The 22,467-nt window shown below is 72.2% G+C and carries 18 protein-coding genes, 1 tRNA gene and 2 pseudogenes; 10 read left to right on the forward strand and 11 right to left on the reverse strand.

Annotated features, from left to right (window positions below; genetic code table 11):
- Positions 1-86: 86 nt before the first annotated feature.
- Positions 87-1,658, forward strand: a complete 1,572-nt coding sequence (locus AB0M16_RS30565) for an APC family permease (RefSeq protein WP_365348665.1) — start codon at positions 87-89, stop codon at positions 1,656-1,658.
- An 84-nt stretch (positions 1,659-1,742) separates the two neighbouring features.
- Here the strand turns inward: AB0M16_RS30565 and AB0M16_RS30570 are convergent, their stop codons facing one another.
- Entirely contained in the window at positions 1,743-1,958 is a 216-nt protein-coding gene (locus AB0M16_RS30570) for a hypothetical protein (RefSeq protein WP_365348667.1), read from the reverse strand.
- 77 nt (positions 1,959-2,035) lie between these two features.
- Between AB0M16_RS30570 and AB0M16_RS30575 the strand changes: the two genes are divergently transcribed.
- A complete protein-coding gene (locus AB0M16_RS30575) occupies positions 2,036-2,539 on the forward strand; it encodes a GNAT family N-acetyltransferase (protein ID WP_365348669.1) in 504 nt (167 codons plus the stop codon).
- A 53-nt stretch (positions 2,540-2,592) separates the two neighbouring features.
- Here AB0M16_RS30575 and AB0M16_RS30580 read toward each other — a convergent pair whose 3' ends face one another.
- Entirely contained in the window at positions 2,593-3,351 is a 759-nt protein-coding gene (locus AB0M16_RS30580; RefSeq protein ID WP_365348671.1) for a GNAT family N-acetyltransferase, read from the reverse strand.
- A gap of 37 nt (positions 3,352-3,388) precedes the next feature.
- Here AB0M16_RS30580 and AB0M16_RS30585 point away from each other — a divergent pair, with 37 nt between their 5' ends.
- Positions 3,389-4,009 (forward strand): hypothetical protein, encoded by a 621-nt coding sequence (locus AB0M16_RS30585; RefSeq protein ID WP_365348673.1) that lies wholly within the window; start codon positions 3,389-3,391, stop codon positions 4,007-4,009.
- Here the strand turns inward: AB0M16_RS30585 and AB0M16_RS30590 are convergent.
- Positions 4,006-5,544, reverse strand: coding sequence for a CehA/McbA family metallohydrolase (locus tag AB0M16_RS30590; protein WP_365348675.1), 1,539 nt, complete (start codon positions 5,542-5,544; stop codon positions 4,006-4,008). The two genes, AB0M16_RS30585 and AB0M16_RS30590, sit on opposite strands and share 4 nt — an antisense overlap.
- A 100-nt stretch (positions 5,545-5,644) precedes the next feature.
- Between AB0M16_RS30590 and AB0M16_RS30595 the strand changes: the two genes are divergently transcribed.
- From AB0M16_RS30595 to AB0M16_RS30605, 3 genes are all read left to right on the forward strand, one after another.
- Positions 5,645-6,475, forward strand: a complete 831-nt coding sequence (locus tag AB0M16_RS30595) for an LLM class F420-dependent oxidoreductase (protein ID WP_365348677.1) — start codon at positions 5,645-5,647, stop codon at positions 6,473-6,475.
- A 20-nt stretch (positions 6,476-6,495) separates the two neighbouring features.
- Positions 6,496-9,126, forward strand: coding sequence for a bifunctional FO biosynthesis protein CofGH (locus AB0M16_RS30600; protein WP_365348679.1), 2,631 nt, complete (start codon positions 6,496-6,498; stop codon positions 9,124-9,126).
- Positions 9,127-9,275: 149 nt separating this feature from the next.
- Positions 9,276-10,394: an ADP-ribosylglycohydrolase family protein gene (locus AB0M16_RS30605; protein WP_365348681.1), complete on the forward strand. Its 1,119-nt coding sequence runs from the start codon at positions 9,276-9,278 to the stop codon at positions 10,392-10,394.
- On the opposite strand, the pseudogene AB0M16_RS30610 reads toward AB0M16_RS30605, so the two are convergent.
- Together AB0M16_RS30610 and AB0M16_RS30615 are read right to left on the reverse strand one after the other, a co-directional pair.
- Positions 10,379-11,074: pseudogene (locus AB0M16_RS30610) on the reverse strand (Na+:solute symporter); the annotation flags it as partial. The gene AB0M16_RS30605 and the pseudogene AB0M16_RS30610 sit on opposite strands and share 16 nt — an antisense overlap.
- Before the next feature lie 83 nt (positions 11,075-11,157).
- Positions 11,158-11,952 (reverse strand): SDR family oxidoreductase, encoded by a 795-nt coding sequence (locus AB0M16_RS30615; protein ID WP_365348683.1) that lies wholly within the window; start codon positions 11,950-11,952, stop codon positions 11,158-11,160.
- An 87-nt stretch (positions 11,953-12,039) separates the two neighbouring features.
- Between AB0M16_RS30615 and AB0M16_RS30620 the strand changes: the two genes are divergently transcribed.
- Positions 12,040-12,888 carry a hypothetical protein gene (locus AB0M16_RS30620; protein WP_365348685.1) on the forward strand — a complete coding sequence of 283 codons (849 nt, stop codon included), beginning with the start codon at positions 12,040-12,042 and terminating at the stop codon, positions 12,886-12,888.
- Between the two features lie 301 nt (positions 12,889-13,189).
- On the opposite strand, the gene AB0M16_RS30625 is transcribed toward AB0M16_RS30620, so the two are convergent.
- The 3 genes from AB0M16_RS30625 to AB0M16_RS30635 all read right to left on the reverse strand — a co-directional run bounded on the left by AB0M16_RS30625 (position 13,190) and on the right by AB0M16_RS30635 (position 15,398).
- Positions 13,190-13,390: a DUF397 domain-containing protein gene (locus AB0M16_RS30625; RefSeq protein WP_365348687.1), complete on the reverse strand. Its 201-nt coding sequence runs from the start codon at positions 13,388-13,390 to the stop codon at positions 13,190-13,192.
- 229 nt (positions 13,391-13,619) lie between these two features.
- On the reverse strand, positions 13,620-14,489 hold the full coding sequence (locus AB0M16_RS30630) for a helix-turn-helix transcriptional regulator (protein ID WP_365348689.1): 870 nt from the start codon (positions 14,487-14,489) through the stop codon (positions 13,620-13,622).
- A 204-nt stretch (positions 14,490-14,693) separates the two neighbouring features.
- On the reverse strand, positions 14,694-15,398 hold the full coding sequence (locus tag AB0M16_RS30635) for a GPP34 family phosphoprotein (protein ID WP_365348691.1): 705 nt from the start codon (positions 15,396-15,398) through the stop codon (positions 14,694-14,696).
- Positions 15,399-15,559: 161 nt separating this feature from the next.
- Here AB0M16_RS30635 and AB0M16_RS30640 point away from each other — a divergent pair, with 161 nt between their 5' ends.
- From AB0M16_RS30640 to AB0M16_RS30650, 3 genes are all read left to right on the forward strand, one after another.
- Positions 15,560-17,965, forward strand: coding sequence for a D-alanyl-D-alanine carboxypeptidase (locus tag AB0M16_RS30640; RefSeq protein WP_365348693.1), 2,406 nt, complete (start codon positions 15,560-15,562; stop codon positions 17,963-17,965).
- A gap of 139 nt (positions 17,966-18,104) precedes the next feature.
- Positions 18,105-19,898 carry an MFS transporter gene (locus AB0M16_RS30645; protein ID WP_365348695.1) on the forward strand — a complete coding sequence of 598 codons (1,794 nt, stop codon included), beginning with the start codon at positions 18,105-18,107 and terminating at the stop codon, positions 19,896-19,898.
- A gap of 568 nt (positions 19,899-20,466) precedes the next feature.
- Complete coding sequence (locus tag AB0M16_RS30650; protein WP_365348697.1) at positions 20,467-20,640, forward strand: hypothetical protein; 174 nt, start codon at positions 20,467-20,469, stop codon at positions 20,638-20,640.
- Positions 20,641-20,754: 114 nt separating this feature from the next.
- Here the strand turns inward: AB0M16_RS30650 and AB0M16_RS30655 are convergent.
- The 3 genes and pseudogenes from AB0M16_RS30655 to AB0M16_RS30665 form a co-directional block, all read right to left on the reverse strand.
- Positions 20,755-21,114: pseudogene (locus AB0M16_RS30655) on the reverse strand (alpha/beta hydrolase); the annotation flags it as partial.
- Positions 21,115-21,699: 585 nt separating this feature from the next.
- Positions 21,700-21,772 (reverse strand) — tRNA-Arg (locus tag AB0M16_RS30660).
- A gap of 179 nt (positions 21,773-21,951) precedes the next feature.
- On the reverse strand, positions 21,952-22,467 hold a 516-nt coding region (locus AB0M16_RS30665; protein WP_365348699.1), incomplete at its 5' end, for an adenosylhomocysteinase.

The following is a 22,467-nucleotide window of genomic DNA, read 5'->3' on the forward strand; positions in this document are numbered from 1 at the left end:
CGCCTCGCATTGCAAGGCGATGATCGATCAAGTGAGCGGAGTTCGATCCTCCGGATGTGGAAACCGCAGCATTTAACGTCCTGTTCATGACTCAGGTGGACGAACGGCCCCAGGCCGGAGACACGGTAAGGGGCGCCCCCACCCCGGGTGACGGCAACGGCGTGCGTGGCAAGGGCCTCGGCGGCAATTCCGTGGGCCTCCTCGGCAGTGCCGTCATCGGCATCTCCACCGTCGCCCCCGTCTACTGCCTGACCTCCACGCTCGGCTCCACCGCCGGCGAGGTCGGCCTCCAGATGCCCGCCGTCTTCCTCGCGGGCTTCCTGCCGATGCTCCTCGTCGCGTTCGCGTACCGCGAGCTCAACAAGGCCATGCCGGACTGCGGCACCTCCTTCACCTGGACCGTGAAGGCCTTCGGGCCAAAGGTCGGCTGGATGTGCGGCTGGGGCCTGGTGATCGCCACGATCATCGTGCTCTCCAACCTGGCAGGCGTCGCGACCTCCTACTTCTGGCTGCTCGCCGGGGAGATCACCAGCAACCCGTCGATCGCCGCCCTGGACGACGACAAGGCCGTCCACATCGTCACCTGCCTCAGCCTGATCGCCGCGGCCACCGCGATCAGCTACCGCGGCATGACCGCCACCAAGGGCGTCCAGTACACCCTCGTCGGGCTCCAGCTCGCCGTCCTCGCGGTCTTCGTCGTCATGGCCTTCCAGAAGGCCGGCCCGATCGACTTCCCGACCGGCGCGGACTTCTCCTGGTCGTGGCTGAACCCCTTCGCCGTCGACTCCTTCGCGGCCTTCACCGCCGGCCTCTCGCTGTCGATCTTCATGTACTGGGGCTGGGACACCTGCCTCACCGCCAACGAGGAGACCACCGACAGCGACCGGACCCCGGGACGCGCCGCGCTCATCTCGATGGTCGTCCTGGTCGGCTCCTACCTGGCCACCGGTGTCGCCGCCCAGATGGTCGTGGGCTCGGGCGACAAGGGCCTCGGCCTCGCCAACCCGGAGACCTCCGACAACGTCTTCGCCGCCCTCGCGGGCCCCGTCATGGGCCCCGTGCTCGGCATCGCGCTCTTCGTCGCCGTCCTCGCCTCCGCCGCCGCGAGCCTGCAGACCACCTTCATCCCGGTCGCCCGCACGGTCCTCGCCATGTCCAGCTACGAGGCGCTGCCGCCGTCCTTCTCCAAGGTCCACCCGGTCTTCAAGGTCCCCGGCAAGGCCACGATCGTGGCCGGCGTCGCCACCGGCGTCTTCTACACGGTGATGACCCTGGTCAGTGAGAACGTCCTGGTCGACACGATCTACGCGCTCGGCCTGATGATCTGCTTCTACTACGCCTTGACGGCCTTCGCCTGCGTCTGGTACTTCCGCCGCGAACTCCTCCGCTCCGCCCGCGACCTCGCCTTCAAGGGCGTGGTCCCGGCCCTCGGCGGCCTGATGCTGACCGCCGTCTTCGGCAAGACGCTGTACGACATGTGGGACCCGGCCTACGGCTCCGGTTCCGCGGTCCTCGGCGTCGGCTCCGTCTTCGTCATCGGCGTCGGGCTGCTGCTGCTCGGCGTGGTGATCATGCTGGTGATGCAGCGCAGAAGCCCCGCGTTCTTCCGGGGCGAGGTGCTCACCAAGGAGACCCCGTCGCTGGTCGTCGAGGACTGATCGATCGACCGGTGATGGACAGCGGCGAGGTGGCGGGCCCGTGGGGGGTCCCGCCACCTCGTCTTTTCCGTGCCGTGCGCCGGCTCAGTGCCGGCCGGGCAGCAGGCCCTCCACCAGCTGGTTGGCGGCGGGCATCTGGGAGGCGGAGGCCGGCTTCGCCTTCGGGGTGAGCACGCCGCTCAGCGGCACGACGGAGGGCAGGTTCGCGCCCGCGGTGTCCGCGGCGGCGGTCCCGGCGGCGCCGAGCCCGCCGGCCAGGGCGATGCCGGTCAGCGCGGCGGTGGTGAGGATCTTCTTCATGCCGCACCAACGCGGACCGGGGCGGTCCGGTTACGCCCGGGAGCGGCCGTGGTACGGGCCCTCCCTAGGATGCGGGCATGGACGCGGAAACCACGTGGACCCTGCGGCCGGCGACGGCCGGGGACGTCGAGGCCGTCGCCGAGCTGAAGGCGGTCGTCATGAAGGACGACCTGGTGCGACTCGGCCGCTACGACGCCCACCGGGTCCGGCAGCGCCTGCGGGACGAGTTCCGCCCCGAGCACACCTCGGTGGTCGAGGTGGCGGGCGGCTTCGCGGGCTGCGTGGCCCTCGCCCCGTACGGGAGCGGCGAAGGGCTCCACCTGGCGCACTTCTACCTCGCCCCCGAGGTCCAGGGGCGGGGCCTCGGAACGGCGGTGCTGCGCGAGCTGCTCGCCCGGACCGACGCGGAGTCGGTCCCGGTGCGCCTGGTCGTCGTCCAGGGCAGCGCGGCCCGCCGCCTCTACGAGCGGGAGGGCTTCACGGTCGAGGCCGAGGACCTGGTCGACGTGCTGATGGTCCGGGAGCCGGCGCCCACCGGCCCGCGCCGGCCGGCGGCCGGACCGGCACGTCGAGCCGGCTGACCCCGCTCCTCCGAAGCCGTGCGGCGGGCGGCTCCGGCTCGTCGCCGGGTGGACTACGCGGTCGCCTCCGCCGGTTCGGCGATCAACGCCGTGCCGGCCGTGCGGAAGCCCAGGCGGGCGTAGAGGCGGGCCACGGTCGCGTCCGTGGCGGTCAAAAAGACCGTCCCGACGCCGAGCGCGCGGGCGTCCTCGACCAGGGCCGCCGTGATCGCGAGGCCCAGGCCGCGGCGGCGGGACTCCGGGCGGGTGCCGACGCCGACGACCTCGGTGACCGGACCGACCGGCTGGTGCTGACCCGCCGCGAGCGCGGTGCCGGAGGAGTCGAAGGCCGCCGCGAGGCGGGTGAGGCCGGCCTCGATCCGGGCCGCGAGCTGGGCGGCGACACCCGGGGTGGGCGTGGCGCCGAAAGCGGCGTAGGGGGCGGCGACGGCGCTCTCCAGGTCGGGGTCGGCCGAGCCCACCAGGCGGACGGTGACGTCCTCCGGCGGGGACGGCAGCGCGTCCGCCTCCGCGGTCAGGACCATCAGGGGGTGCTCGTGCACCACGAGGCCGCTCGCCTCGACCGGCGCCCGCAGGCCCGGCGTCGTCTCCGCGACCCACTCGAAGGCCTCGGGGAGGCCGAGCTCCCGCTGCCGCGCCCGCACCTTCTCGACCGCCTCGACGTCCGCCGCGCCGGTGTGCCCGAGCGTCGGCCGTGCGTAGTACGGCCAGCCCGCGCCTTCCCGTACGAAGAGGGTCAGCGGCCCGAAGTCCTCGGCGCGGGCACCGGATCGGGGTACGGAGTCGTAGTAGGTCTCAAGACGCGTCAGCATGCGGGTTACCGTACGCAGACCGACGACGGGGGGAAACATGAATTCGACGGGCCACACCTGTCCGGGCTGCGGGCGGGACGACCTGGTGCAGGCCGTGCCCGCCGCGTACCTCGCGGGCCGGGACTCCGTCACCAGCCGCGAGCGGAACAGCGACGGGGACATGCGGACGGTGACCCGGCGGGTGAGCACCGCGCTGTCGGAGGCGCTCGCGCCGGTGCCCAAGGAGCCCACCGACGGGCTCGGGTGCCTGGGCGTCTTCACCGGGTTCGTGGCCGTCGTCTCCTTCCTGGTCTGGGTCCTCGCGGGGAAGGCCTTCGAGGAGGTGCCGGACGGCGTGTACTTCGGGGAGCCGCCGTCCGGCCCCGACCCCGACCTCGCCTTCCTGGGCTGGGTCTCGGGCCTCGCCCTGTGCGCCACGCTCCTCGTGGTCGTCGTGCTGATCCGCCGCAGGGGCGAGTTCGCCCGGCTGACCCGGGGGCGGCTGCGGGCCGAGGAGCTGTGGGCCCGCGGGTGGTACTGCCACCGGTGCGGCACCGTGCACCTGCGGGACGTTCCGCACGAGGACGCCCGGCCGCTCTCGCTCCAGGAGTTCCGGGAGCGCGTGTGGGAGCGCGGCGGCTACGGGGACCTGGCCGCCCGGCAGCGGGCCACCGGCTAACGCGCCTGCAGGAAGACGGGGTTGGTGAACGCGGACAGCGCACCCGGGAGCGGCGGCGCCGTGACCGGGTGGCGGACCTCCGCCCGTACGTAGGCGGACCGGGCGGCCGAGGTCGTCCACTCCGCCGTACCCGTGGCCGGTGCCGTGAACAGGACGCCCTGGTCCGTCACGAGGCGGACCGTGCCGCCCTGCGGGGCGCCGGTGACGCGGAGGCGGGCGGTGACCGGCTCGTCCGGCGGGACGGTGAGGCGCTCGCCGAGCCCGGTGGTCCGGCCGTGTGCGTCGGTGAGCGTGAACTCCACGGACACGGAAGAGGATTCGGCGACGTACGAGCGTCCGGCGCGCAGCCCGTCCAGGATCGCCCCGCGGCTCAGCTCGTCGGCGAGCACGACGGTCTGCGGGGTGCCGACCAGGTCGGGGTCCCGGTGCGCGTCGCTGTTGCCCATGGCCGGCGTCCAGCGGCCCCGGGCGAGCGCCCCGTCCCAGCCGGCCAGGGAGACCTCGTCGTCGGGGGTGTAGGGGCCGTTCCACACCTCGACCGCGTCCGCGTCGCCGAAGCCGAACTTCCAGGCGCAGCCGATGCAGGTGGCCTGCGGGTGCGCGGGTACGACGAGCCCGCCGGCCCGGCGGATCTCGCGGGCGAAGCGCCCGAACCGGTTCTCGCGGGCCCGGTAGCGCCAGTCGACGAAGGTGCCCGGGTCGGTGCCGAGGGCGAGGACGTGTCCGGTGCGCGTGGTGACCTCCTCGCCGAGCAGGACCAGCAGGTCGTCGCCGGCGGAGTCGGCCCACGCGCCGTGCCCGGCGTGCGTGTTGTGCTCGGTGCCGGCCAGGAAGTCGAGCCCGGCGGCGCGGGCGAGCGCCGCGACCTCGGCGGGGGTGCGGCGCCCGTCGGAGTGCACGGTGTGGAGGTGGCAGTCGCCCCGGTACCAGGCGCGGCCGCGGCCGCGCGCCCGCTCGGGCGGGTACACGGGCGGTACGGCGGGGGCGGGGGCGCCGAGCCGGAGGGTGACGGTCACCGTGTAGGCGAGGCCCTGCGGCGCGATCGTGTAGGGGCTGAGGGCGACGTACCAGGTGCCGGCCCGCAGCGGCCCGGCGACGTAGCCGGGGGTGGCCTCGTCGGCGCGGACGAAGAACTCCTTGCGGGCACCGCCCGACCAGCCGCGGAAGCCGCGGCCGCCGAGTGCGGTGCCGCGCTGGTCGAAGAGGCCGATGTCGAGCGCGTTGCCCTGGGTGCCGGCGGGCACGGCGGGCCGGTCGTAGGCGTACGCGACGTGGAGTTCGCGCACACCCTTCGGCAGCTCGACGGGCAGGTAGACGAAGTCGGGGGAGCCGGGCGGCAGGGTGCCGCTCACGGAGCGGACGAGGTCACCGGTCCCGGCGGCTCCGCCGCGGCCCTCCGGTCCGCCGGGTCCGGCGGCCGGGCCTCCGGGTCCTTCGGCGGCCTCTGCGAAGCTCACGGTTCCTAAGGTAAGCGCGGTCGCGGCGCCGGTCGCGAGCAGCGCGCGCCGGGTGGCGTGGTTCATGGCGTCGGTCATGTCCACGACTATCCACGCGAGCCGTGAACGACGGGACGACGACCGCCGCATCTCGGTCGCACCCCTCGGAAATCCACGCCGCACCCCCTACCGTGCCCCCATGCGGATCTCGACCACGATCTTCCTGACCGACGAGACCATCGGCCCCGTGCGGCTCGCCCGCGAACTCGAACAGCGTGGCTTCGCCGGGCTCTACCTGCCCGAGCACACCCACATCCCGGTCGCCCGGGACACCGCCTGGCCCGCGGGCGGCGAGCTGCCGCGCGAGTACGGGCGCACGCTCGACCCCCTCGTGGCCCTCGGCCAGGCCGCCGCCGTCACCGAGCGGCTCGGCCTGGGCACCGGCGTCACGCTGATCGCCCAGCACGACCCGATCGTCCTCGCCAAGCAGATCGCGACGCTCGACCACCTCTCCGGCGGCCGCTTCACCCTCGGCGTCGGCTACGGCTGGAACCGCGAGGAGGCCGCCGACCACGGCGTCACCTGGTCCACCCGTCGCGAGCTCGGCGCCGACCGGCTCGACCTGATGCGCGCCCTGTGGGCCGCCGAACCCACCGCTCATGAGGGTGCTTTCGGCCATTCCGTACGCCCCTCCGAGGCCTGGCCGAAGCCCCGCGGCGGCGCCCCGCGCATCCTCCTCGGCGGAGCGGCCGGCCCGAAGCTCTTCGCCCAGATCGCCGCCCGCGCCGACGGCTGGATGCCCATCGGCGGCCGCGGTCTGACAGAGACGCTGCCGGTCCTGCGCGAGGCCTGGGAGCGGGCCGGCCGCGATCCGAAGGCCCTCCACCTCGTCCCGTACGCGGTCCTCCCGAGCCCCGGGAAGCTCGCCCACTATGCGGAGCTGGGCTGCGAGGAGGTCGTCCTCCAGCTGCCGCCGGCCGGGGAGCGGGAGGTGCTGACGGTTCTGGACGACTTCGCGAGCTACCTGTGACCCGCTCGTATGCTCGGTCCATGACGGATCACCAGGCACCACGCAGCTCAGGCCCCACCGAGAACGCGATGCGGCGGGCCCTCAAGCGGGCCAGGGACGGGGTCGCACTCGACGTGGCCGAGGCCGCCGTGCTGCTGCAGGCGCGCGGGGCGGATCTGGCGGACCTGGTCGGCACGGCCGGGCGGGTGCGGGACGCGGGCCTCGCGGCGGCCGGCCGGCCCGGGGTCATCACGTACTCGAAGAGCGTCTTCATACCGCTCACCCGGCTGTGCCGGGACAAGTGCCACTACTGCACCTTCGTGACCGTGCCCGGCAAGCTGCGCCGGGCCGGACACGGGATGTTCATGTCACCGGACGAGGTCCTCGACATCGCCCGCCGGGGCGCCGAACTCGGCTGCAAGGAAGCCCTGATCACGCTCGGTGACAAGCCCGAGGACCGCTGGCCCGAGGCCCGCGAGTGGCTCGACGCCCACGGCTACGACGACACCCTCGCGTACGTCCGCGCCATGGCGATCCGCATCCTGGAGGAGACCGGTCTCCTCCCGCACCTCAACCCCGGCGTGATGTCCTGGACGGACTTCCAGCGGCTCAAGCCCGTCGCCCCCTCGATGGGGATGATGCTGGAGACCACCGCCACCCGGCTCTGGTCCGAGCCCGGCGGCCCGCACCACGGGTCCCCCGACAAGGAGCCCGCCGTGCGGCTGCGGGTCCTGGAGGACGCCGGCCGTTCCTCGGTGCCCTTCACCAGCGGCCTGCTCCTCGGCATCGGCGAGACCTACGAGGAGCGCGCCGAGTCGCTGTTCGCGCTGCGCCGGGTCGCCCGCGCCTACCACGGCGTCCAGGAGCTGATCATCCAGAACTTCCGCGCCAAGCCGGACACGGCGATGCGCGGCATGCCCGACGCCGAGCTCGACGACCTGGTGGCCGCCGTCGCCGTCGCCCGGCTCATCATGGGCCCGAGCGCCTGCCTGCAGGCGCCGCCGAACCTCGTCGACGCCGAGTACGAGCGCCTGATCGCGGCCGGCATCGACGACTGGGGCGGGGTCTCCCCGCTCACCATCGACCACGTCAACCCCGAGCGGCCCTGGCCGCGGATCGACGAGCTCGCCGAGCGCTCCCGCGCCGCCGGCTTCGAGCTGCGCGAACGTCTCTGCGTCTACCCCGAGTTCGTCCTGCGCGGCGAGCCCTGGCTCGACCCGCGGCTCCTTCCGCACGTGCGGGCCCTCGCCGACCCGGAGACCGGCCTCGCGAACCCCGACGCCCCCGTGCGCGGACTGCCCTGGCAGGAGCCCGACGAGGCCTTCACCGCCGCCGGCCGCACCGATCTGCACCGCACCATCGACACCACCGGCCGCACCGGCGACCGCCGCGAGGACTTCGACGAGGTGTACGGCGACTGGGAGGCGCTGCGCGAGGCCGCCGCGCCCGGCATGCTCCCGGAGCGCATCGACTCCGACGTCCGCGAGGCCCTCGCCGTCGCCGCCGACGACCCGACCCGGCTCACCGACCCACAGGCCCTCGCCCTGCTGCACGCCGAGGGACCGGCCCTCGACGCCCTGTGCGCGATCGCCGACGACGTGCGCCGCGACACGGTCGGCGACGACGTCACGTACATCGTCACGCGGAACATCAACTTCACCAACGTCTGCTACACCGGCTGCCGTTTCTGCGCCTTCGCCCAGCGGCGCACCGACGCCGACGCGTACTCCCTCTCCCTCGACCAGGTCGCCGACCGGGCCGCGCAGGCCTGGGACGTCGGCGCGGTCGAGGTCTGCATGCAGGGCGGCATCCACCCCGACCTGCCCGGCACCGCCTACTTCGACATCGCGCGGGCGGTGAAGCAGCGCGTGCCCGGCATGCACGTGCACGCCTTCTCGCCGATGGAGGTCGTCAACGGCGCCACCCGTACCGGCCTGTCGATCCGGGAGTGGCTCACCGCCGCCAAGGAGGCCGGGCTCGACTCGATCCCGGGCACCGCCGCCGAGATCCTCGACGACGAGGTCCGCTGGGTGCTCACCAAGGGCAAGCTGCCCACGGCCACCTGGATCGAGGTGATCACCACCGCGCACGAGCTGGGCATCCGCTCGTCGTCGACGATGATGTACGGGCACGTCGACCAGCCCCGGCACTGGCTCGGGCACCTGCGCACCCTGGACCGCATCCAGCGCGAGACCGGCGGTTTCACGGAGTTCGTGACGCTCCCGTTCATCCACACCAACGCGCCGGTCTACCTCGCGGGCATCGCCCGCCCCGGGCCGACCGTCCGCGACAACCGGGCCGTCACGGCGATGGCCCGGCTGCTGCTCCACCCGCGCATCCCCAACATCCAGACCAGCTGGGTGAAGCTGGGCACGGAGGGCGCCGCGGAGATGCTGCGCTCGGGCGCCAACGACCTCGGCGGCACGCTGATGGAGGAGACGATCTCCCGCATGGCGGGGTCGAGTTACGGCTCGTACCGGTCCATCCGCGACCTGGAGGCCATCGCCGAGGCCGCCGGGCGCCCGTCCCGCCCCCGTACGACGCTGTACGGGGAGGTCCCGGAGGAGCGGCAGCGCGCGGCGCGCGCCTCGGACGGGCACCTGCCGGAGCTGCTGCCGCTCGTCACGGAGCAGGGGCCGTCCGGGGCCGCTCCGGCCCCGGACTTCCGGTGAAGTGTGGTCGAAACACTGTCTAAAACGGACTGAAGGGCATCGGATCACATAACGCTTCGGCCCCTGAACGAGCGCATCCGGTCTATTACAGTGCTGACAGACCGGTGTGTACGGGGAGCTCGTTCGGCTCGTACGGGGGGAGGCACGTCGTGACCACCACAGCCGCGGCCGTGTGGGGCCGCACCGAACAGCAGGACTTCCGTGCGCGGGTCCGCGGCTGCCTGCTCGGCGGGGCCGTCGGCGACGCCCTCGGCGCCGGTGCCGGCGGGCGCCCGCTCGCCGAGCTGCGCCGGATCCACGGACCCGAGGGCCTGACCGACCTCGCCGTCGCGTACGGGCGCCGGGGCGCCGTCACCGCCGCCACCCAGATGTCGCTGTTCACCGTCGACGGTCTCGTCCGCGCCCAGGTCCGCCGTGACACCGGCGCCTGGCACCCGCCCACCGACGTGCACCGGGCACACCTGCGCTGGGCGGCCACGCAGCGCGACTGGGGCCCCGACGAGCGCCGCCGCGACCTCGGCTGGCTGGCCCGCGAGGAGTGGCTGTACGCGCGCCGGGACCCGGCCCGCGCCTGTCTCACCGGTCTCGGCGACGAGATCCTCGGCACCCTGGAGCGGCCCAAGAACCCGGCCGCCGCGGACAGCGGCGCCCTGGTCCGCTCGGCGCCCTTCGGGCTGCTCGTCGGCTGGGAACCGCAGCTGGTGTGCCAGCTGGCAGTGGAGTGCGCGGCGCAGACGCACGGCGACCCGGCGGCGTACCTGTCGGCCGGCGCCCTCGCGGTCGTCGTGCACGGCGTGGCCCGTGGCGACAGCGTGGACGGCGCCGTCCGCACGGCGATCGAGCAGCTGGCGCCGCGCCCGGGCCACACCCGGGTCACCGAGGCCCTGGAGGCCGCGCTCGCCGCCGTGCGGCAGGGGATGCCGGACGCGGAGCGGGTGACGGCGCTCGGGGCGGACGAGGACCGGGCCGAGGGGCAGCTGGCGGCGGCGGTGTACTGCGCCCTGGTCGGCGAGGACGTCCGGCACGGGCTGCGCCTCTCGGTGAACCACGACGGCCCGTCGGCGGCGACCGGCGCCCTCACCGGGGCGCTGCTCGGCGCCCTGCACGGCGAGACGGCCCTCCCGCCGGCCTGGGTGGCCGAACTGGAGGGCCGTGCCACGGTCCTGGAGCTCGCGGACGACTTCGCGATGGAGATGACGCAAGGGGCCGCCCTGCACGGGCCGGGGGAGACGACGTCCGGCTGGCTGGACCGCTACCCGCGGGGCTGACCGGCCCGGTCGCCGCCCTGCGCGGGGACGGCGGCCGCCCCGCCCCCGTCGCCGTTGATCCGGTCGAGGACCGCGTCCCGTTCCGGGGTGGCCTCGGGCTTCACCCGGCCGATCAGGACGTAGAGGACCAGCGAGGTGGCCAGCGGCGAGACGATCTGGATCTGCAGCTCGACACCGTCCAGGCCGTAGTTGGTCAGCCAGAAGGCGAAGAGCCCGGCGGCCCAGGAGACCAGCGCCGCCGTCGGCCCCGACTTCCGGAAGGCGCGCAGCAGCCCGAGCATGAACGGGATGGCGATCGGCCCCATGAGCCCGGCCACCCACTTGATGACGACGGTGATGATGTCCTTGAAGGTGGGGGAGTCGACCTGGGTGGCGACCGCCATCGACAGGCCGAGGAAGGCGATCGTCGAGAGGCGCGCGGCGAGCAGCCCGGCCCGCTGGGTCCACGAGCGGGCCGCCTTGCTGAGGACCGGGGCGATGTCCCGGGTGAAGACGGCGGCGATCGCGGTGGCGTCGGAGGAGCACATGGCCATGGTGTGCGAGAAGAAGCCGACGACGACCAGGCCCAGCAGGCCGTGCGGCAGGAGCTGCTCGGTCATCAGCGCGTACGCGTCGGAGGCGTCGGGCTTCTTCGGCTGCACGAGCAGCGGCGCGCACCACATGGGGAAGAAGAGGACGAGCTTGGGCAGTAAAACCGTTCTGTTTACTGACCCTTGTTCATGTCTGTGAACTTGTCTCGAAGGCGCGTCGGGAGTCCGCGGGGTCAGCGCATCAGCTCCCCCGCGTTGACGAGCAGCGACTGCCCGGTGATCGCTCGCGCCCGGTCCGAGGCGAGGAAGACCGCCGCCTCGGCCACGTCCGCGTCCGTCGCCAGTTCCGGCAGCGCCATCCGCTCGGTGAGGCGCCCGAGCACCTCCGCCTCCGGCACCTGCTCGGTGTGCGCCGTGAACTGCACGTACGCCTGGACCGGCGGCCCCCACATCCAGCCCGGCAGCACCGTGTTGACCCGGATGCGCCGCGGGCCGAGCTCGCGCGCGAGCGAGTACATGGCCGAGGTCAGCGCCCCCTTCGAGGCCGCGTACGCGGCCTGCCGCACCTGCGAGGGCGCGGCCACCGCCGACTGCGTGCCGATCAGGACGACCGAGCCGCCCCGCTCCTTCAGGGCCGGCAGGCAGGCCCGGGTCATCCGCAGCGTGCCGAGCAGATTGACGTCCAGGACGCCCTGCCAGGTACCGAAGTCGGCGTCCTCCAGGCCGCCGAAGTACGAGTCCCAGGCGGCCACGTGCACCACGGCGTCGATCCCGCCGAAGCGCTCGACCGCGAGCGCGGCGAGCGCCTCGCACTGGCCCTCGTCGGTGATGTCGGTGGCGCGGTACGCCGTCCTCGTCCCGTCCGGGTCGATCTCGGCGGCCGACTTGGCGAGGTTGGCCTCGGTGCGCGCGCCGAGCACCACGCGCCCCCCGTCCCGTACCACCGTCTCCGCGACCCGGTGGCCGAGTCCGGCCCCGACGCCCGACACGACGACGGTCTTTCCCTGGAGCAGTCCTTGGAACGCCATCCGGTGCCTCCCTGGGCCTGTTCATCGATCTGACGGCCCGTCAGAGTAGGTGCGAGTCGCCCACAAGGGAAGGGAAGGGGAACGAGGATGAGCGAGGAGAAAGCGGTCGACACCCGGAGCGAGGACTACGCGGAGCTGGCCGCGGTCGGCCCGTACGGGACGCACCCCGGCCACGCCCTGATCACCATGGTCGAGCCGCACCCGGGCCACGAGTACGCCTACAACCGCTGGTACGAGGACGACCACTACTACGCCGGAGCCATGGCGATGCCCTGGATGTTCGCCGGCCGCCGCTGGGTCGCCACCCGCCCGCTCCAGGAGCTGCGCGGCCCGGAGAAGTCCGCCGTCGCCCAGCCGGTCACCGCCGGCTGCTACCTCTCCACGTACTGGATCACCGACGGCCGCTACGACGACCACATGAAGTGGACCGTCGCCATCAACAAGCGCCTGAACCGGGACGCCCGGGTCTACCACGACCGGACCCACGTCTTCACCTCGTTCCAGGACCACGAGGTGACCGTCTACCGAGACGGGGCGGCCGGGCCGCGCGACCTGCACGCGCTCGACCACCCGTACGCGGGCCTCGTCCTCCAGGTCATCGACACCGAGGGGCCCGAGCGGCGGGCGGAGCTGGTCGAACGGCTGCGCTCGCGGGAACTGCCCCGGCGGCTCGCCGGCTCACCCGCGGCGATGGTGACGGTCTTCCGGCCCACCCCACTGCCCGGCGACCGGATGACCTACGTGAAGCAGGTCGAGGGCGTCGACACCCGGCTGACCCTGCTGTGGTTCCTGGAGCGCGATCCGCGCGACTGCTGGGCCGACTCCTTCGCCGACCTGGAGGCGGCCGCGGGGGAGTGGGGCGGGCGGGTCGAGCTCGTGGCGCCGTTCATCCCGACGGTGCCGGGCACCGATCGCTACGTGGACGAACTGCGGTAGTTCCGGGGGCGCCGGGCGCCGGGCGCCGCGGGCCGGGCGCGCGGCGCGAGCCGGGGCCGGGGCCCGGGGGACGTGGTCCGGAGTCCGGGGGGCCGTGGTCCGGGGGCGCCGGCGTCCGGGAGTGCCGGGGAGTCCGGGAGTGCCGGGGGGCCGGGAGCGAGGGAGTCCGGGAGTGCCGGGGGGCGGGGAGCGAGGGAGTCCGGGAGTGCCGGAGTCCGGGAAAAGGCCGAGCCCCCTCGGCCAGGACGGCGGACCGGTCGAGAGGGCTCTTTCCGCGGTGCGGTCGAGTGCGAGCGTGGGGTCACGCGGCCCCGGCGCTCACCTCGCCCACGAACGCGTTCCACGAGCCCGGTCCGAAAGAGAGGGAAGGGCCCTCGGGGGCCTTCGAGTCGCGCACCGCGATCGCGTTCACGACGGGGGACTTCACTTCGACGCAGGCCCCGTTGCCGCCGGAATACGAGGACTTCGTCCAGTTGTCCGTAGCGCCCTGGATAATGGCCATGTTTCTCAACTCCGGTTCTGCCAGTACTGCCAGTAGGTGTCGCGCCAAACGTTCTTGCTTTGGCGTGATCGACGCTACTGCCCCGGCCCCGTCCTGTGGCACCGTCGTTCACCCGACCGGATGGCATATTCCAACTGCGCTTCCGCTGGGGCGAGTCGGGGGTGTACCGTGCCTGCTCCTTCCCCTCCCGCCCCTGCCGAATGGCGGCATTCAGTCCCCGACGCCCCCGTTACGCCCCTTTTCCGTCGGCGTACTCCTTCGCGATCCGGGTCACGAACTCGCGGGTGTCCTCCGCATTCAGCGCCTGGGCCCGCAGGTGTTCGTACATCACGCTGTACTTGGCGACGTCCTGCGCCTTCTCCAGATACAGGTCGCTCGTCACGCCCTCGATGTAGACCACCGAGGAGTCGGACGTGTCGGGGAATTCCAGGATCGCGTAATGCCCGCTGATGCCCGGGTGCGCGCCCATGTGGAAGGGCAGCACCTGCACGGTCACGTGCGGCAGGTGCGACTGCTCGACCAGGTGCTCCAGCTGCTGCACCATCAGCTGCCTGCTGCCGACCACCCGGCGCAACGCGCCCTCGTCGATGACCGCCCACAGGCGCAGCGGACGCTCGTCGTCCTTGATGCGGTCCTGGCGGCGGGTGCGGACGGTGACCCGCTTGTCGATGTCCGCCGGCGTGGACTCGGGCAGCGCGCCGTTGATCACGGCCTCCGCGTACCCATGGGTCTGCAGCAGCCCCGGGATGATCTGCGGCTCGTACACCCGCAGGCTCTCCGCGTCCGTCTCCAGACCGATGTACACGCTGTACGGGATGTCGCCGAAGGCGTGCCACCAGCCCTGCTGGCGCGAGTCCTTGGCCATCTGCATCAGCGAGTCGACGACCCGCTCGTCCTCGACCTCGTACACCCCGCACAGATCGCGGACGTCACGCTGGCTGATCGACCGGCGCCCGTTCTCGAGGCGGCTGATCTTGGACTGCGAGACGAGGAGACGCTCGGCGACCTGCTCGGCCGTCATGTTCTTCGCCTCGCGGAGCCGGCGCAGCTCCTGGCCCAATCGGCGTCGCCTGACGGTGGGGTTGACATTGGACGCCACGGAAACTGCACCTCCGGCTGTCGGCAGCGTAGCTGTGAGTATCTACTGCTTGGCAGACTGCCACCAAAGGTGCGCCGTGCGCTGGGAAATGCCGACAACGCAACGGTGCGGGGCGGCCGTGAGGACGGCCGACCCGCACACGTTTGCGGCTCCCGGTGTGGTTCGGGTGGATCTGGTGGAGCGGGCTCTGCGACCGCGGCCGCGTCACATGGCGGCGCGCGCCATGGTGCCGCGGCGCGGCTGGGACGGCACGCCGCCCGCCTGCGCGTGACGACGGGGCTGGGCCCCCACGCCGTTCTGGACGTCCATCACGGCGTGCGCCACGAGACCGCCCATCGGGTCGTGCCGGATCAGGTCGCGCAGCCGGGACCGCGACGACCGTCCTTCGTTGCCGGGGTACAGGTGCTTGCCGAGACCGACCGCGTGGGCCAGCGCGGCGAGCGCCGCGGTCCGCGGGTCCGGCGGTACGCCGGTGCGGATCGCACTGTCCAGCCGGGTCCTGATCTCCCGGCTGATCGCCGTGTCCGTCGCCTGGTAGCGAGTCGTCGGCAGCACCCCGCACATCTGGCCCTCCACGGCATGCACCATGCCGCAGCGCTCCAGGTGCGAGAGATACGTCTGGCGCAGCCCCAGGCGGGGCCCGCCGATCCAATGGACGGCCCGTACCGGACTGCCGCGCCTGCGCAGCAGTTCCAGTGCGGAGTCCAGAGTCGGATCTCCGGTCGGCCGTGGCATCACCACGGCGATACGATCCCCGTCAGGGGCTATCCGTCCCGCCAGAGCCAGCTCCACTAGCTGTGCTCCGGCGAGGCCCAGGTCGAGCGACTGCGGCTGCGCTGTGGTACCCGTGGCCGGGTCCAGAGCGAGCAGCAGAAGCTCCTCCGGAAGTGTTCTGCGGCTCCTGCCCATCCATGCCTCCCCGCGTGGATGAATGACAGGGTGACCCCTCTCACATTCATCTGTCGAGAGTGCCTGGGCGCTTCGTACGGGAACCGGCAGGTATGTCGTTCTCGTCTAGCACGGCGCCAAGGGGTTCACACAGGACACTGGTAGATGGTTCGGACGTACGCATGAGCGATGGAGGAGGCACGGTGGCGGGCGAGTCCCCCGACAAGGCGGAGCAGCGGGAGCGGGACGGTGCGGTCGGTGACGACGGCAGGGACCCGCGGCTGTCCGTCCTCCGGGACCGCGTGGACCAGCCGACGGCCGTCTTCAAGGCCCTGGCCCCGCGAACGGCACCGGAGGACCGGCCCTCCGTCACGGAGGACGCGGCGGAGGACCCCGCGGTTGCGGAGGACTCCGTCGTCGCGGGCGACGGGGACGTGAGGGGCGTGGACACGGACGCGGACGCGGGCGTGGACGCGGAGGACACGGGCGTCGAAGAGGCGGAGGCAGCGGCAGAGGCCGAGGCAGAGGCCGAGGACGCGGGCGCGGTCGCGGGCGGGACGGTCGTCCTGAGGATCCCCGCGAAGGACCTGCCGGAGGCTCAGAAGGCTTCGGAGGACGCCGCCGAGGCCGAGACGGCCGCGGACGGGACGGCCGCGGAAGCGAGCGCCGACGAGGACGCGCCTGAGGCCGTCGACGAGGCCGCTGACGAGCCGGGCGACGAGCCCCGGGCTCCGGCGGACGCCGACGAGGTCTCCGAGGCTCCTGAGGCCGCTGATGCGCCCGAGGCCGCTGATGCCTCGGCCGCCGCCGACGGCGAGTCGTGGTTCGCCGCGCGCAAGGCGGCCCCGCCGAAGGCGCAGGCGAAGCCGGAGCCGGCCACCGAGGCCGAGCCGGAGCCGGAGGCGGCGGACGAGCCCCAGGCGGAGGCCGAGCCCGAGGCGAAGCCCGAGCCCGAGGCGGCGGCTGAGCCCGAGGCGAAGCCCGAGCCCGAGGCGGCGGCTGAGCCCGAGGTGAAGCCCGAGCCCGAGGCGGCGGCTGAGCCCGAGCCGAAGCCGGCGCCGCAGCCGGTCGACCAGCCGACCGCCGTCTTCAAGGCCGTCAAGCCGCCGGTGGCGCCCGCCGTCGACCAGCCGACGACCGCGCTCAAGCTGCCGCCGTCCACCTTCCGCCCGCTCCGGGGAGACATCACCCAGGAGCAGCCGAAGCCCAAGGCGGAGGCCGCGTCCAGCGCGGAGGCCGCCCCGGCCCCCGTACCGCCGTCCCTGGGCGAGCCCGAGCGGACCAGGCAGCAGCCGCTGCCGCCGCGCCCGCCGCTGGAGATCCTGGCGGAGCTGACCAACACCCCGCCGCCGCCGGAGACGCCGCTGCGGACCACCGCGCGACGGGTGAAGATCTGGACCCCGCTGCTCCTGCTGCTCGTGGTCGTCTTTGCGGTCGTACAGTTCGTGCGTCCGCTGCCGGACCCGAAGCTCGTGCTGTCCGCGGCCCCCACCTACACCTTCGAGGGCGGCGAGCTCCAGATGCCGTGGCCGTCCGAGGGGCAGGGCGCGGCCGAGGTCGAGGGCGTCGGTTCGCTCGGCACGTACGGCGCGCAGAAGCCCGCGCCGATCGCGAGCGTGGCCAAGACGATGACCGCGTACGTGATCCTCCGCGACCACCCGATCAAGGGGAAGGAGAAGGGCCCGGAGATCGAGGTCGACAAGACCGCGGGCGAGCAGGCGAAGGCGAAGGACGAGTCGACGGCGCCCATCAAGGAGGGCGAGACCTACTCGGAGAAGGAGCTCCTGCAGCTCCTGATGATCCCGTCGGGCAACAACGTGGCGCGGCTCCTCGCCCGCTGGGACGCCGGTTCGGAGGCCGCGTTCGTCGAGAAGATGAACGCCGCGGCCAAGGAGCTCGGCATGACGGGGTCGACGTACACGGACCCGTCCGGTCTGCAGTCGACCACCGTGTCGACGCCGCTGGACCAGCTGAAGCTGGCGAAGGCGGTCATGCAGTTCGACGTGTTCCGGGCGATCGTGGACATGCCGAACGTGGAGATCGACGGCATCCCGGGCCGGATCGAGAACAACAACAAGATCCTGCTGGAGCCGGGCGTGACCGGCATCAAGACCGGCTCCTCCACCCCGGCCGGCGGCAACCTGCTGTGGGCGGCGAACACCGTCGTCGACGGCCAGAAGCGCCGCATCCTCGGCATCGTCATGGGGGCCAAGGACGCCCCGCAGCTCTGGCAGAAGCTGGACCTGGCGATCGCGAACAGCCTCACGCTCATCCAGAAGGCGCAGTCGGACGTCACCTCGGCCGCCGTGGTGAAGAAGGGCCAGGTCGTCGGCTACGTGGACGACGGTCTGAACGGCCGGACGCCGGTCGTGGCCACCAAGGACCTGAAGGCGGTCGGCTGGCCGGGCCTGAAGGTGGACCTGACGCTCGGCGTCGGCGGCAAGGCCCTGCCGCACACCGGCAAGGCCGGGGACGTCGTCGGCCAGGTGACGGTCGGCACGGGCACCGGCGCGGTCAGCGCTCCGGTGGCGCTGCAGAAGGACCTGGTGGAGCCTGGCTTCGGCGAGAAGCTGACCCGACTGGGCTGATCCTGACGGGCGCCCGGGCCTCGCCCGGGCGCCCAGCTGTTAGCGTTCCCTGGGGACGAGAGAAAGGCAGCAGAGGCAGCACGGGAAAGGGCCGCAGTTGACCACCGCCGAGCCGACACGCGCCGACGAGGCTGCACCCATGAACTCCTCTTCGCCTTCGCGAATAGAACTTCCGGCCCCCCGCCCGCCGGTGGAGCCGCCCGCCGCGACCCGCCCCTGGCGGAGCCGACGGCGCGTTCCCGTGCTGGTGGCCACGGCTGCGGCTGCGCTCACCCACGTCCTCTGGTTCTTCTTCTTCGCGAACAGCGGCGGCGATCTGGCGGCGCAGGACGCGTGGGCGGAGTTCGTCGGCCGACACCCGGACTCGGCGTACAACCTGGCCTGGTACGGCGGGATGCACCCGGTCTCGTACAGCGTCGTGTCCCCGTACCTGATGTCCCTGCTCGGGGTCCGTACGACCATGATGGTCGCCGGGACCCTGTCGGCGGCCCTGACGGCGCTGATCCTGGTCCGGGTGCGGGCGGTGCGCAATCCGATGGCGTGCGCGCTGGCCGGCGTCTTCGCCTTCCTCTGCAACGCGCTGTCGGGCCGGGTCACCTTCGGCCTCGGCATGATGTTCGCGCTCGGCTCCGTCGCGGCGGTCTTCTGCTGGCCGCACCGCTGGCGCTTCAAACGCTGGGCGAAGGCCGCGGTCGCCGCGCCCCTGGCCGGCCTCGCGACGGCGTGCAGCCCGGTGGCGGGCCTGTTCCTGGGCGTGGTCGCCGCCGCGCTGTTCCTCAACAAACGCCGGCCGGGCGCGTACGCCGTGGGACTGGCCCCGGTGGCGGTCGTGGCCCTTTCGGCATGGCTGTTCCCCTTCTCGGGGACACAGCCGATGAGCCTGATGTCGACGAGCCTGCCGTTCCTGTTCGGCGTCCTGGTCCTCGTGCTGGTCCCGAAGGACTGGCGCACGGTGCGCACGGCGGCGGCGGTCTACTCGGCGGGCACGCTGCTCACCTGGCTGGTCGACTCGCAGATCGGCTCGAACGTCAGCCGCCTGGTGATGCTCTTCGCCGGCGTGGTCCTCCTGGCCGCCCTCCCGTACGCCCGCCCCCGCTCCCGCCGCTGGTACGCGATCGTGCTGGCCTTCGCGGGCCTGAACTTCTGGATCGGCTTCAAGGGCGTCGACGACGTCATCCGTACGGCCCCGGACGCGTCCTGGGCCCGCGAGGTCGCCCCGCTGATCAACCAGCTGCAGGTGCGCGGCGCGGAGCAGGCCCGGGTCGAGGTCGTACCCGCCTCCAGCCACCGCGAGTCGTCGGCCCTCGCGCCGTACATCAACCTCGCGCGCGGCTGGAACCGCCAGGCCGACATCGAGCGCAATCCGCTCTTCTACGACGACACGCTCAACGCCGCGAACTACCAGGACTGGCTCGACCGCTGGGCCGTCCACTACGTCGTCCTGCCGACCGGCGCCCCGGACTCGGGCGCCGAGCGCGAGGCCGAGCTGGTCGACGACGGCCTGCCCTACCTGAAGCAGGTCTGGTCGGACGCGAACTGGCGCCTGTACGCGGTCACCGACCCGACGCCGCTGGCCGACGCGCCGGCCGTGGTCCAGCGTGCGGAGGCCAACGAGGTCGTCCTCCGCCTGGACCGGCCCGCCCGCATCAAGATCCGCGTCCCTTACTCTCCGTGGCTCGCCCTCCTCGACGAGAACGGCGGCAAGATCGAACCCCCGCAGGAGACGGAGGCCTCCAAGAAGGCGCGCGAAGCGGCGGAGACCGATCTCCCGAAGGTCTTCGCGAACGAGGAGGGCTGCCTCCTGAAGGCCGAGCCGGACGCGGAGGGCGACGAATGGACCGAACTCCTCGCCCCCAAGGCCGGCACCTACCGCCTGGCGGCCCCCTACAAGCTCTTCCCCCGGGGCACCGCGTGCCCGGACGAGCTCCGCTGAAAAGCCGGCCGTGTGAATTCATTGCCCCGTCCACATTGAACGGCATTCACCATTGAATGTGGCGGATTTCCTGACTTGCGATCAGGATCCAGGAGTGCTGGTCTGGAGTATGTGGGGGTTAAACGGCACTCACCCGCCTGAATACGTGGCGCAAGCAGGACGAGGGGGTCGGCGATCCTCGTGCCGTACGGCAATGAGGACGTCGCCGGAATCATCCGGGCTGTCAGATGTCGTCTGATGCGACCACGGGATGCCCCGTGCTGCCACCCGCCACCGGAGGTTCGCGATGACACACGCCTCTTCTGTGGGTCGCCCACTACGCCAGATCATTGCCCTGCTGGTCACGGCCGCCCTGACGCTTTCCCTGTCGGTCGTGATCACGGTCACCTCGGCGAACGAAGCATCCGCCTCCTGCTCCGCCCACCGCTTCAACGGAAAGTGGCGCTCGCCCGACTCCAGGCTGAAGCGTATCGACGTCTGGCAGGGACAGGACTGCCACCTTTACGCCAGAGCCTGGTCCACGTGCGAGCACGACAAGTCGCTCATCTGCAGCTGGGGAAACAGGAGGATGGGAGACAGCCCCGACCCGAACTTCCAGTTCGTCACGTACAACTGGAGCAATGCGAGCGAGGTGCTGCAGCTGAGGATGCAGGACAGGACCCACATCTCGGTGTGGGACCACACCGACTTCAACGACGGTGACAAGGAGAGCTTCACCGTGCGGATGACCAAGTCCGGCTGAGCGCGCGAAGGGCCGGGGGCGAGCCCCCGGCCTTCGGCGCTGCCGGCGCCTGCATCGGAAGTGGATGATGCGAAGGGCGCGATCGTGGGGGATCCAGGTCGCCTGGAGGTGCTCTCACTCCACGGCGGCATCGAGGAGAATCCGCGCCAACCCGCGCGGCTGGGAGAACATCGGCCAATGGCCGGTGTCCATCGTGACCAGCCGCCAGCACGTGCTGTTCAGCAGCTCGGCCACATCTGCGTCGGGCTCGGCGTCGTCGGACTCGGCCCCCGGCATCACGCACAGGACGTACGTCGCCGGAAGTTCACCGAGCGGCCCTGCCAGCACGGCGGGCTCGGTGAGCGTGGCACCTGGGTGAGGCGTCGAGCCACGCACGAGGCGTGCGATCTGCTCATCGGTGAGACCTTCGCCGTCGTAATGAGCAGCTGGCGCGAGCGGCCAGAACCCTCCGTTGTCGGCGATCGACGCCTCCACTGCCCTCCGCGCAGTCGAAGGTGACCTGGAACGGCTTGATCGCTGCCATCGGGCCACCGCAGCAGCGGGGACTCCACTGCTCATCTCCCTGTCCCGCAGCACCCGTTGGGGGCGGAGGCGACCGCCGCGCGGCCTGCCGCTCACCGCTCGACGGCCGCTCGCGCACCGGCGCGTTGTCAGTGCCGGCCCCTATGGTCTCGAGCGCGCGGTCGGCTTCCGGGGGTTCCAGCTCTGAAAGGAATGGTTGCATCCCCGGCCTGTCCGGGGGCGGCCCGGAATCTCGTCCGGGACCCAACCGACGGTCGGGCTTCGTCGATGGCCAGGAGTGACCTGCCAGCGCCGACCGCGCACGCGCCCCGCACGTCGGCGGCCTGGTCCGCAGGTCCAGCTGGGCCGGTCGGCGCTGCAGGGCAGGGACGGTGTGCTGCGGTTGCGGGACGACGGCTGCCGTACCGGGGCCGGTGAGAGCCCGCACGAAGCGTCCGATGGTCGGCTCGGTGCCTTCTGGCACGTGGACGGCGCGGCCGTGATCATGCGAAAGGGCCAGCACCGGGAAAACGTCCCGTGAGCTGGCCCTTCTGCTTGTGCCCCCGGCAGGATTCGAACCTGCGACACCCGCTTTAGGAGAGCGGTGCTCTATCCCCTGAGCTACGAAGGCGGGGCGTGCGGTCAGTGTAGCGGGTGGGGGCGGAGTGGGGTGGGGATGGTGGGCAGGGGGCGTGGCTGGCGGGGTGGGGCCGGGGTCGTGGGGTATGTCACGTTCCGTGTCGGTATGCCGTCGGCCTTCCGAAACGCCGAAAGCGCCCCACCCGAGGGTGGGGCGCGGTCAGTGCGGCATCAGTAGCGGTAGTGGTCGGGCTTGTAGGGGCCGTCGACGGGGACGCCGATGTAGGTGGCCTGGTCGGGGCGGAGGGTGGTGAGTTTGACGCCGAGGGCGTCGAGGTGGAGGCGGGCGACCTTCTCGTCGAGGTGCTTGGGGAGGGTGTAGACGTCGGTCGGGTACTCCTGCGGCTTGGTGTAGAGCTCGATCTGGGCCAGGGTCTGGTCCGCGAAGGAGTTCGACATGACGAAGGACGGGTGGCCGGTGGCGTTGCCCAGGTTGAGCAGGCGGCCTTCGGACAGGACGATGAGGACCTTGCCGTCCGGGTAGGTCCAGGTGTGGACCTGCGGCTTGACCTCGTCCTTCACGATGCCGGGGGTCTTCGCGAGGCCGGCCATGTCGATCTCGTTGTCGAAGTGGCCGATGTTGCCGACGATGGCCTGGTGCTTCATCTTGGCCATGTCCGTGGCCATGATGATGTCCTTGTTGCCGGTCGTGGTGATGAAGATGTCCGCCGTCTCCACCACGTCGTC

This window comes from Streptomyces sp. NPDC051921 (assembly GCF_040680975.1).
In the GTDB taxonomy this organism is placed as follows: Bacteria; Actinomycetota; Actinomycetes; order Streptomycetales; family Streptomycetaceae; genus Streptomyces.

Coding starts and splice junctions, on each gene's coding strand:
- AB0M16_RS30565 (WP_365348665.1), top strand. CDS start 87: ATGACTCAGGTGGACGAACGGCCCCAGGCCGGAGACACGGTAAGGGGC.
- AB0M16_RS30570 (WP_365348667.1), bottom strand. CDS start 1,958: ATGAAGAAGATCCTCACCACCGCCGCGCTGACCGGCATCGCCCTGGCC.
- AB0M16_RS30575 (WP_365348669.1), top strand. CDS start 2,036: ATGGACGCGGAAACCACGTGGACCCTGCGGCCGGCGACGGCCGGGGAC.
- AB0M16_RS30580 (WP_365348671.1), bottom strand. CDS start 3,351: ATGCTGACGCGTCTTGAGACCTACTACGACTCCGTACCCCGATCCGGT.
- AB0M16_RS30585 (WP_365348673.1), top strand. CDS start 3,389: ATGAATTCGACGGGCCACACCTGTCCGGGCTGCGGGCGGGACGACCTG.
- AB0M16_RS30590 (WP_365348675.1), bottom strand. CDS start 5,544: ATGACCGACGCCATGAACCACGCCACCCGGCGCGCGCTGCTCGCGACC.
- AB0M16_RS30595 (WP_365348677.1), top strand. CDS start 5,645: ATGCGGATCTCGACCACGATCTTCCTGACCGACGAGACCATCGGCCCC.
- AB0M16_RS30600 (WP_365348679.1), top strand. CDS start 6,496: ATGACGGATCACCAGGCACCACGCAGCTCAGGCCCCACCGAGAACGCG.
- AB0M16_RS30615 (WP_365348683.1), bottom strand. CDS start 11,952: ATGGCGTTCCAAGGACTGCTCCAGGGAAAGACCGTCGTCGTGTCGGGC.
- AB0M16_RS30620 (WP_365348685.1), top strand. CDS start 12,040: ATGAGCGAGGAGAAAGCGGTCGACACCCGGAGCGAGGACTACGCGGAG.
- AB0M16_RS30625 (WP_365348687.1), bottom strand. CDS start 13,390: ATGGCCATTATCCAGGGCGCTACGGACAACTGGACGAAGTCCTCGTAT.
- AB0M16_RS30635 (WP_365348691.1), bottom strand. CDS start 15,398: ATGGGCAGGAGCCGCAGAACACTTCCGGAGGAGCTTCTGCTGCTCGCT.
- AB0M16_RS30640 (WP_365348693.1), top strand. CDS start 15,560: ATGAGCGATGGAGGAGGCACGGTGGCGGGCGAGTCCCCCGACAAGGCG.
- AB0M16_RS30645 (WP_365348695.1), top strand. CDS start 18,105: ATGAACTCCTCTTCGCCTTCGCGAATAGAACTTCCGGCCCCCCGCCCG.
- AB0M16_RS30650 (WP_365348697.1), top strand. CDS start 20,467: ATGGGAGACAGCCCCGACCCGAACTTCCAGTTCGTCACGTACAACTGG.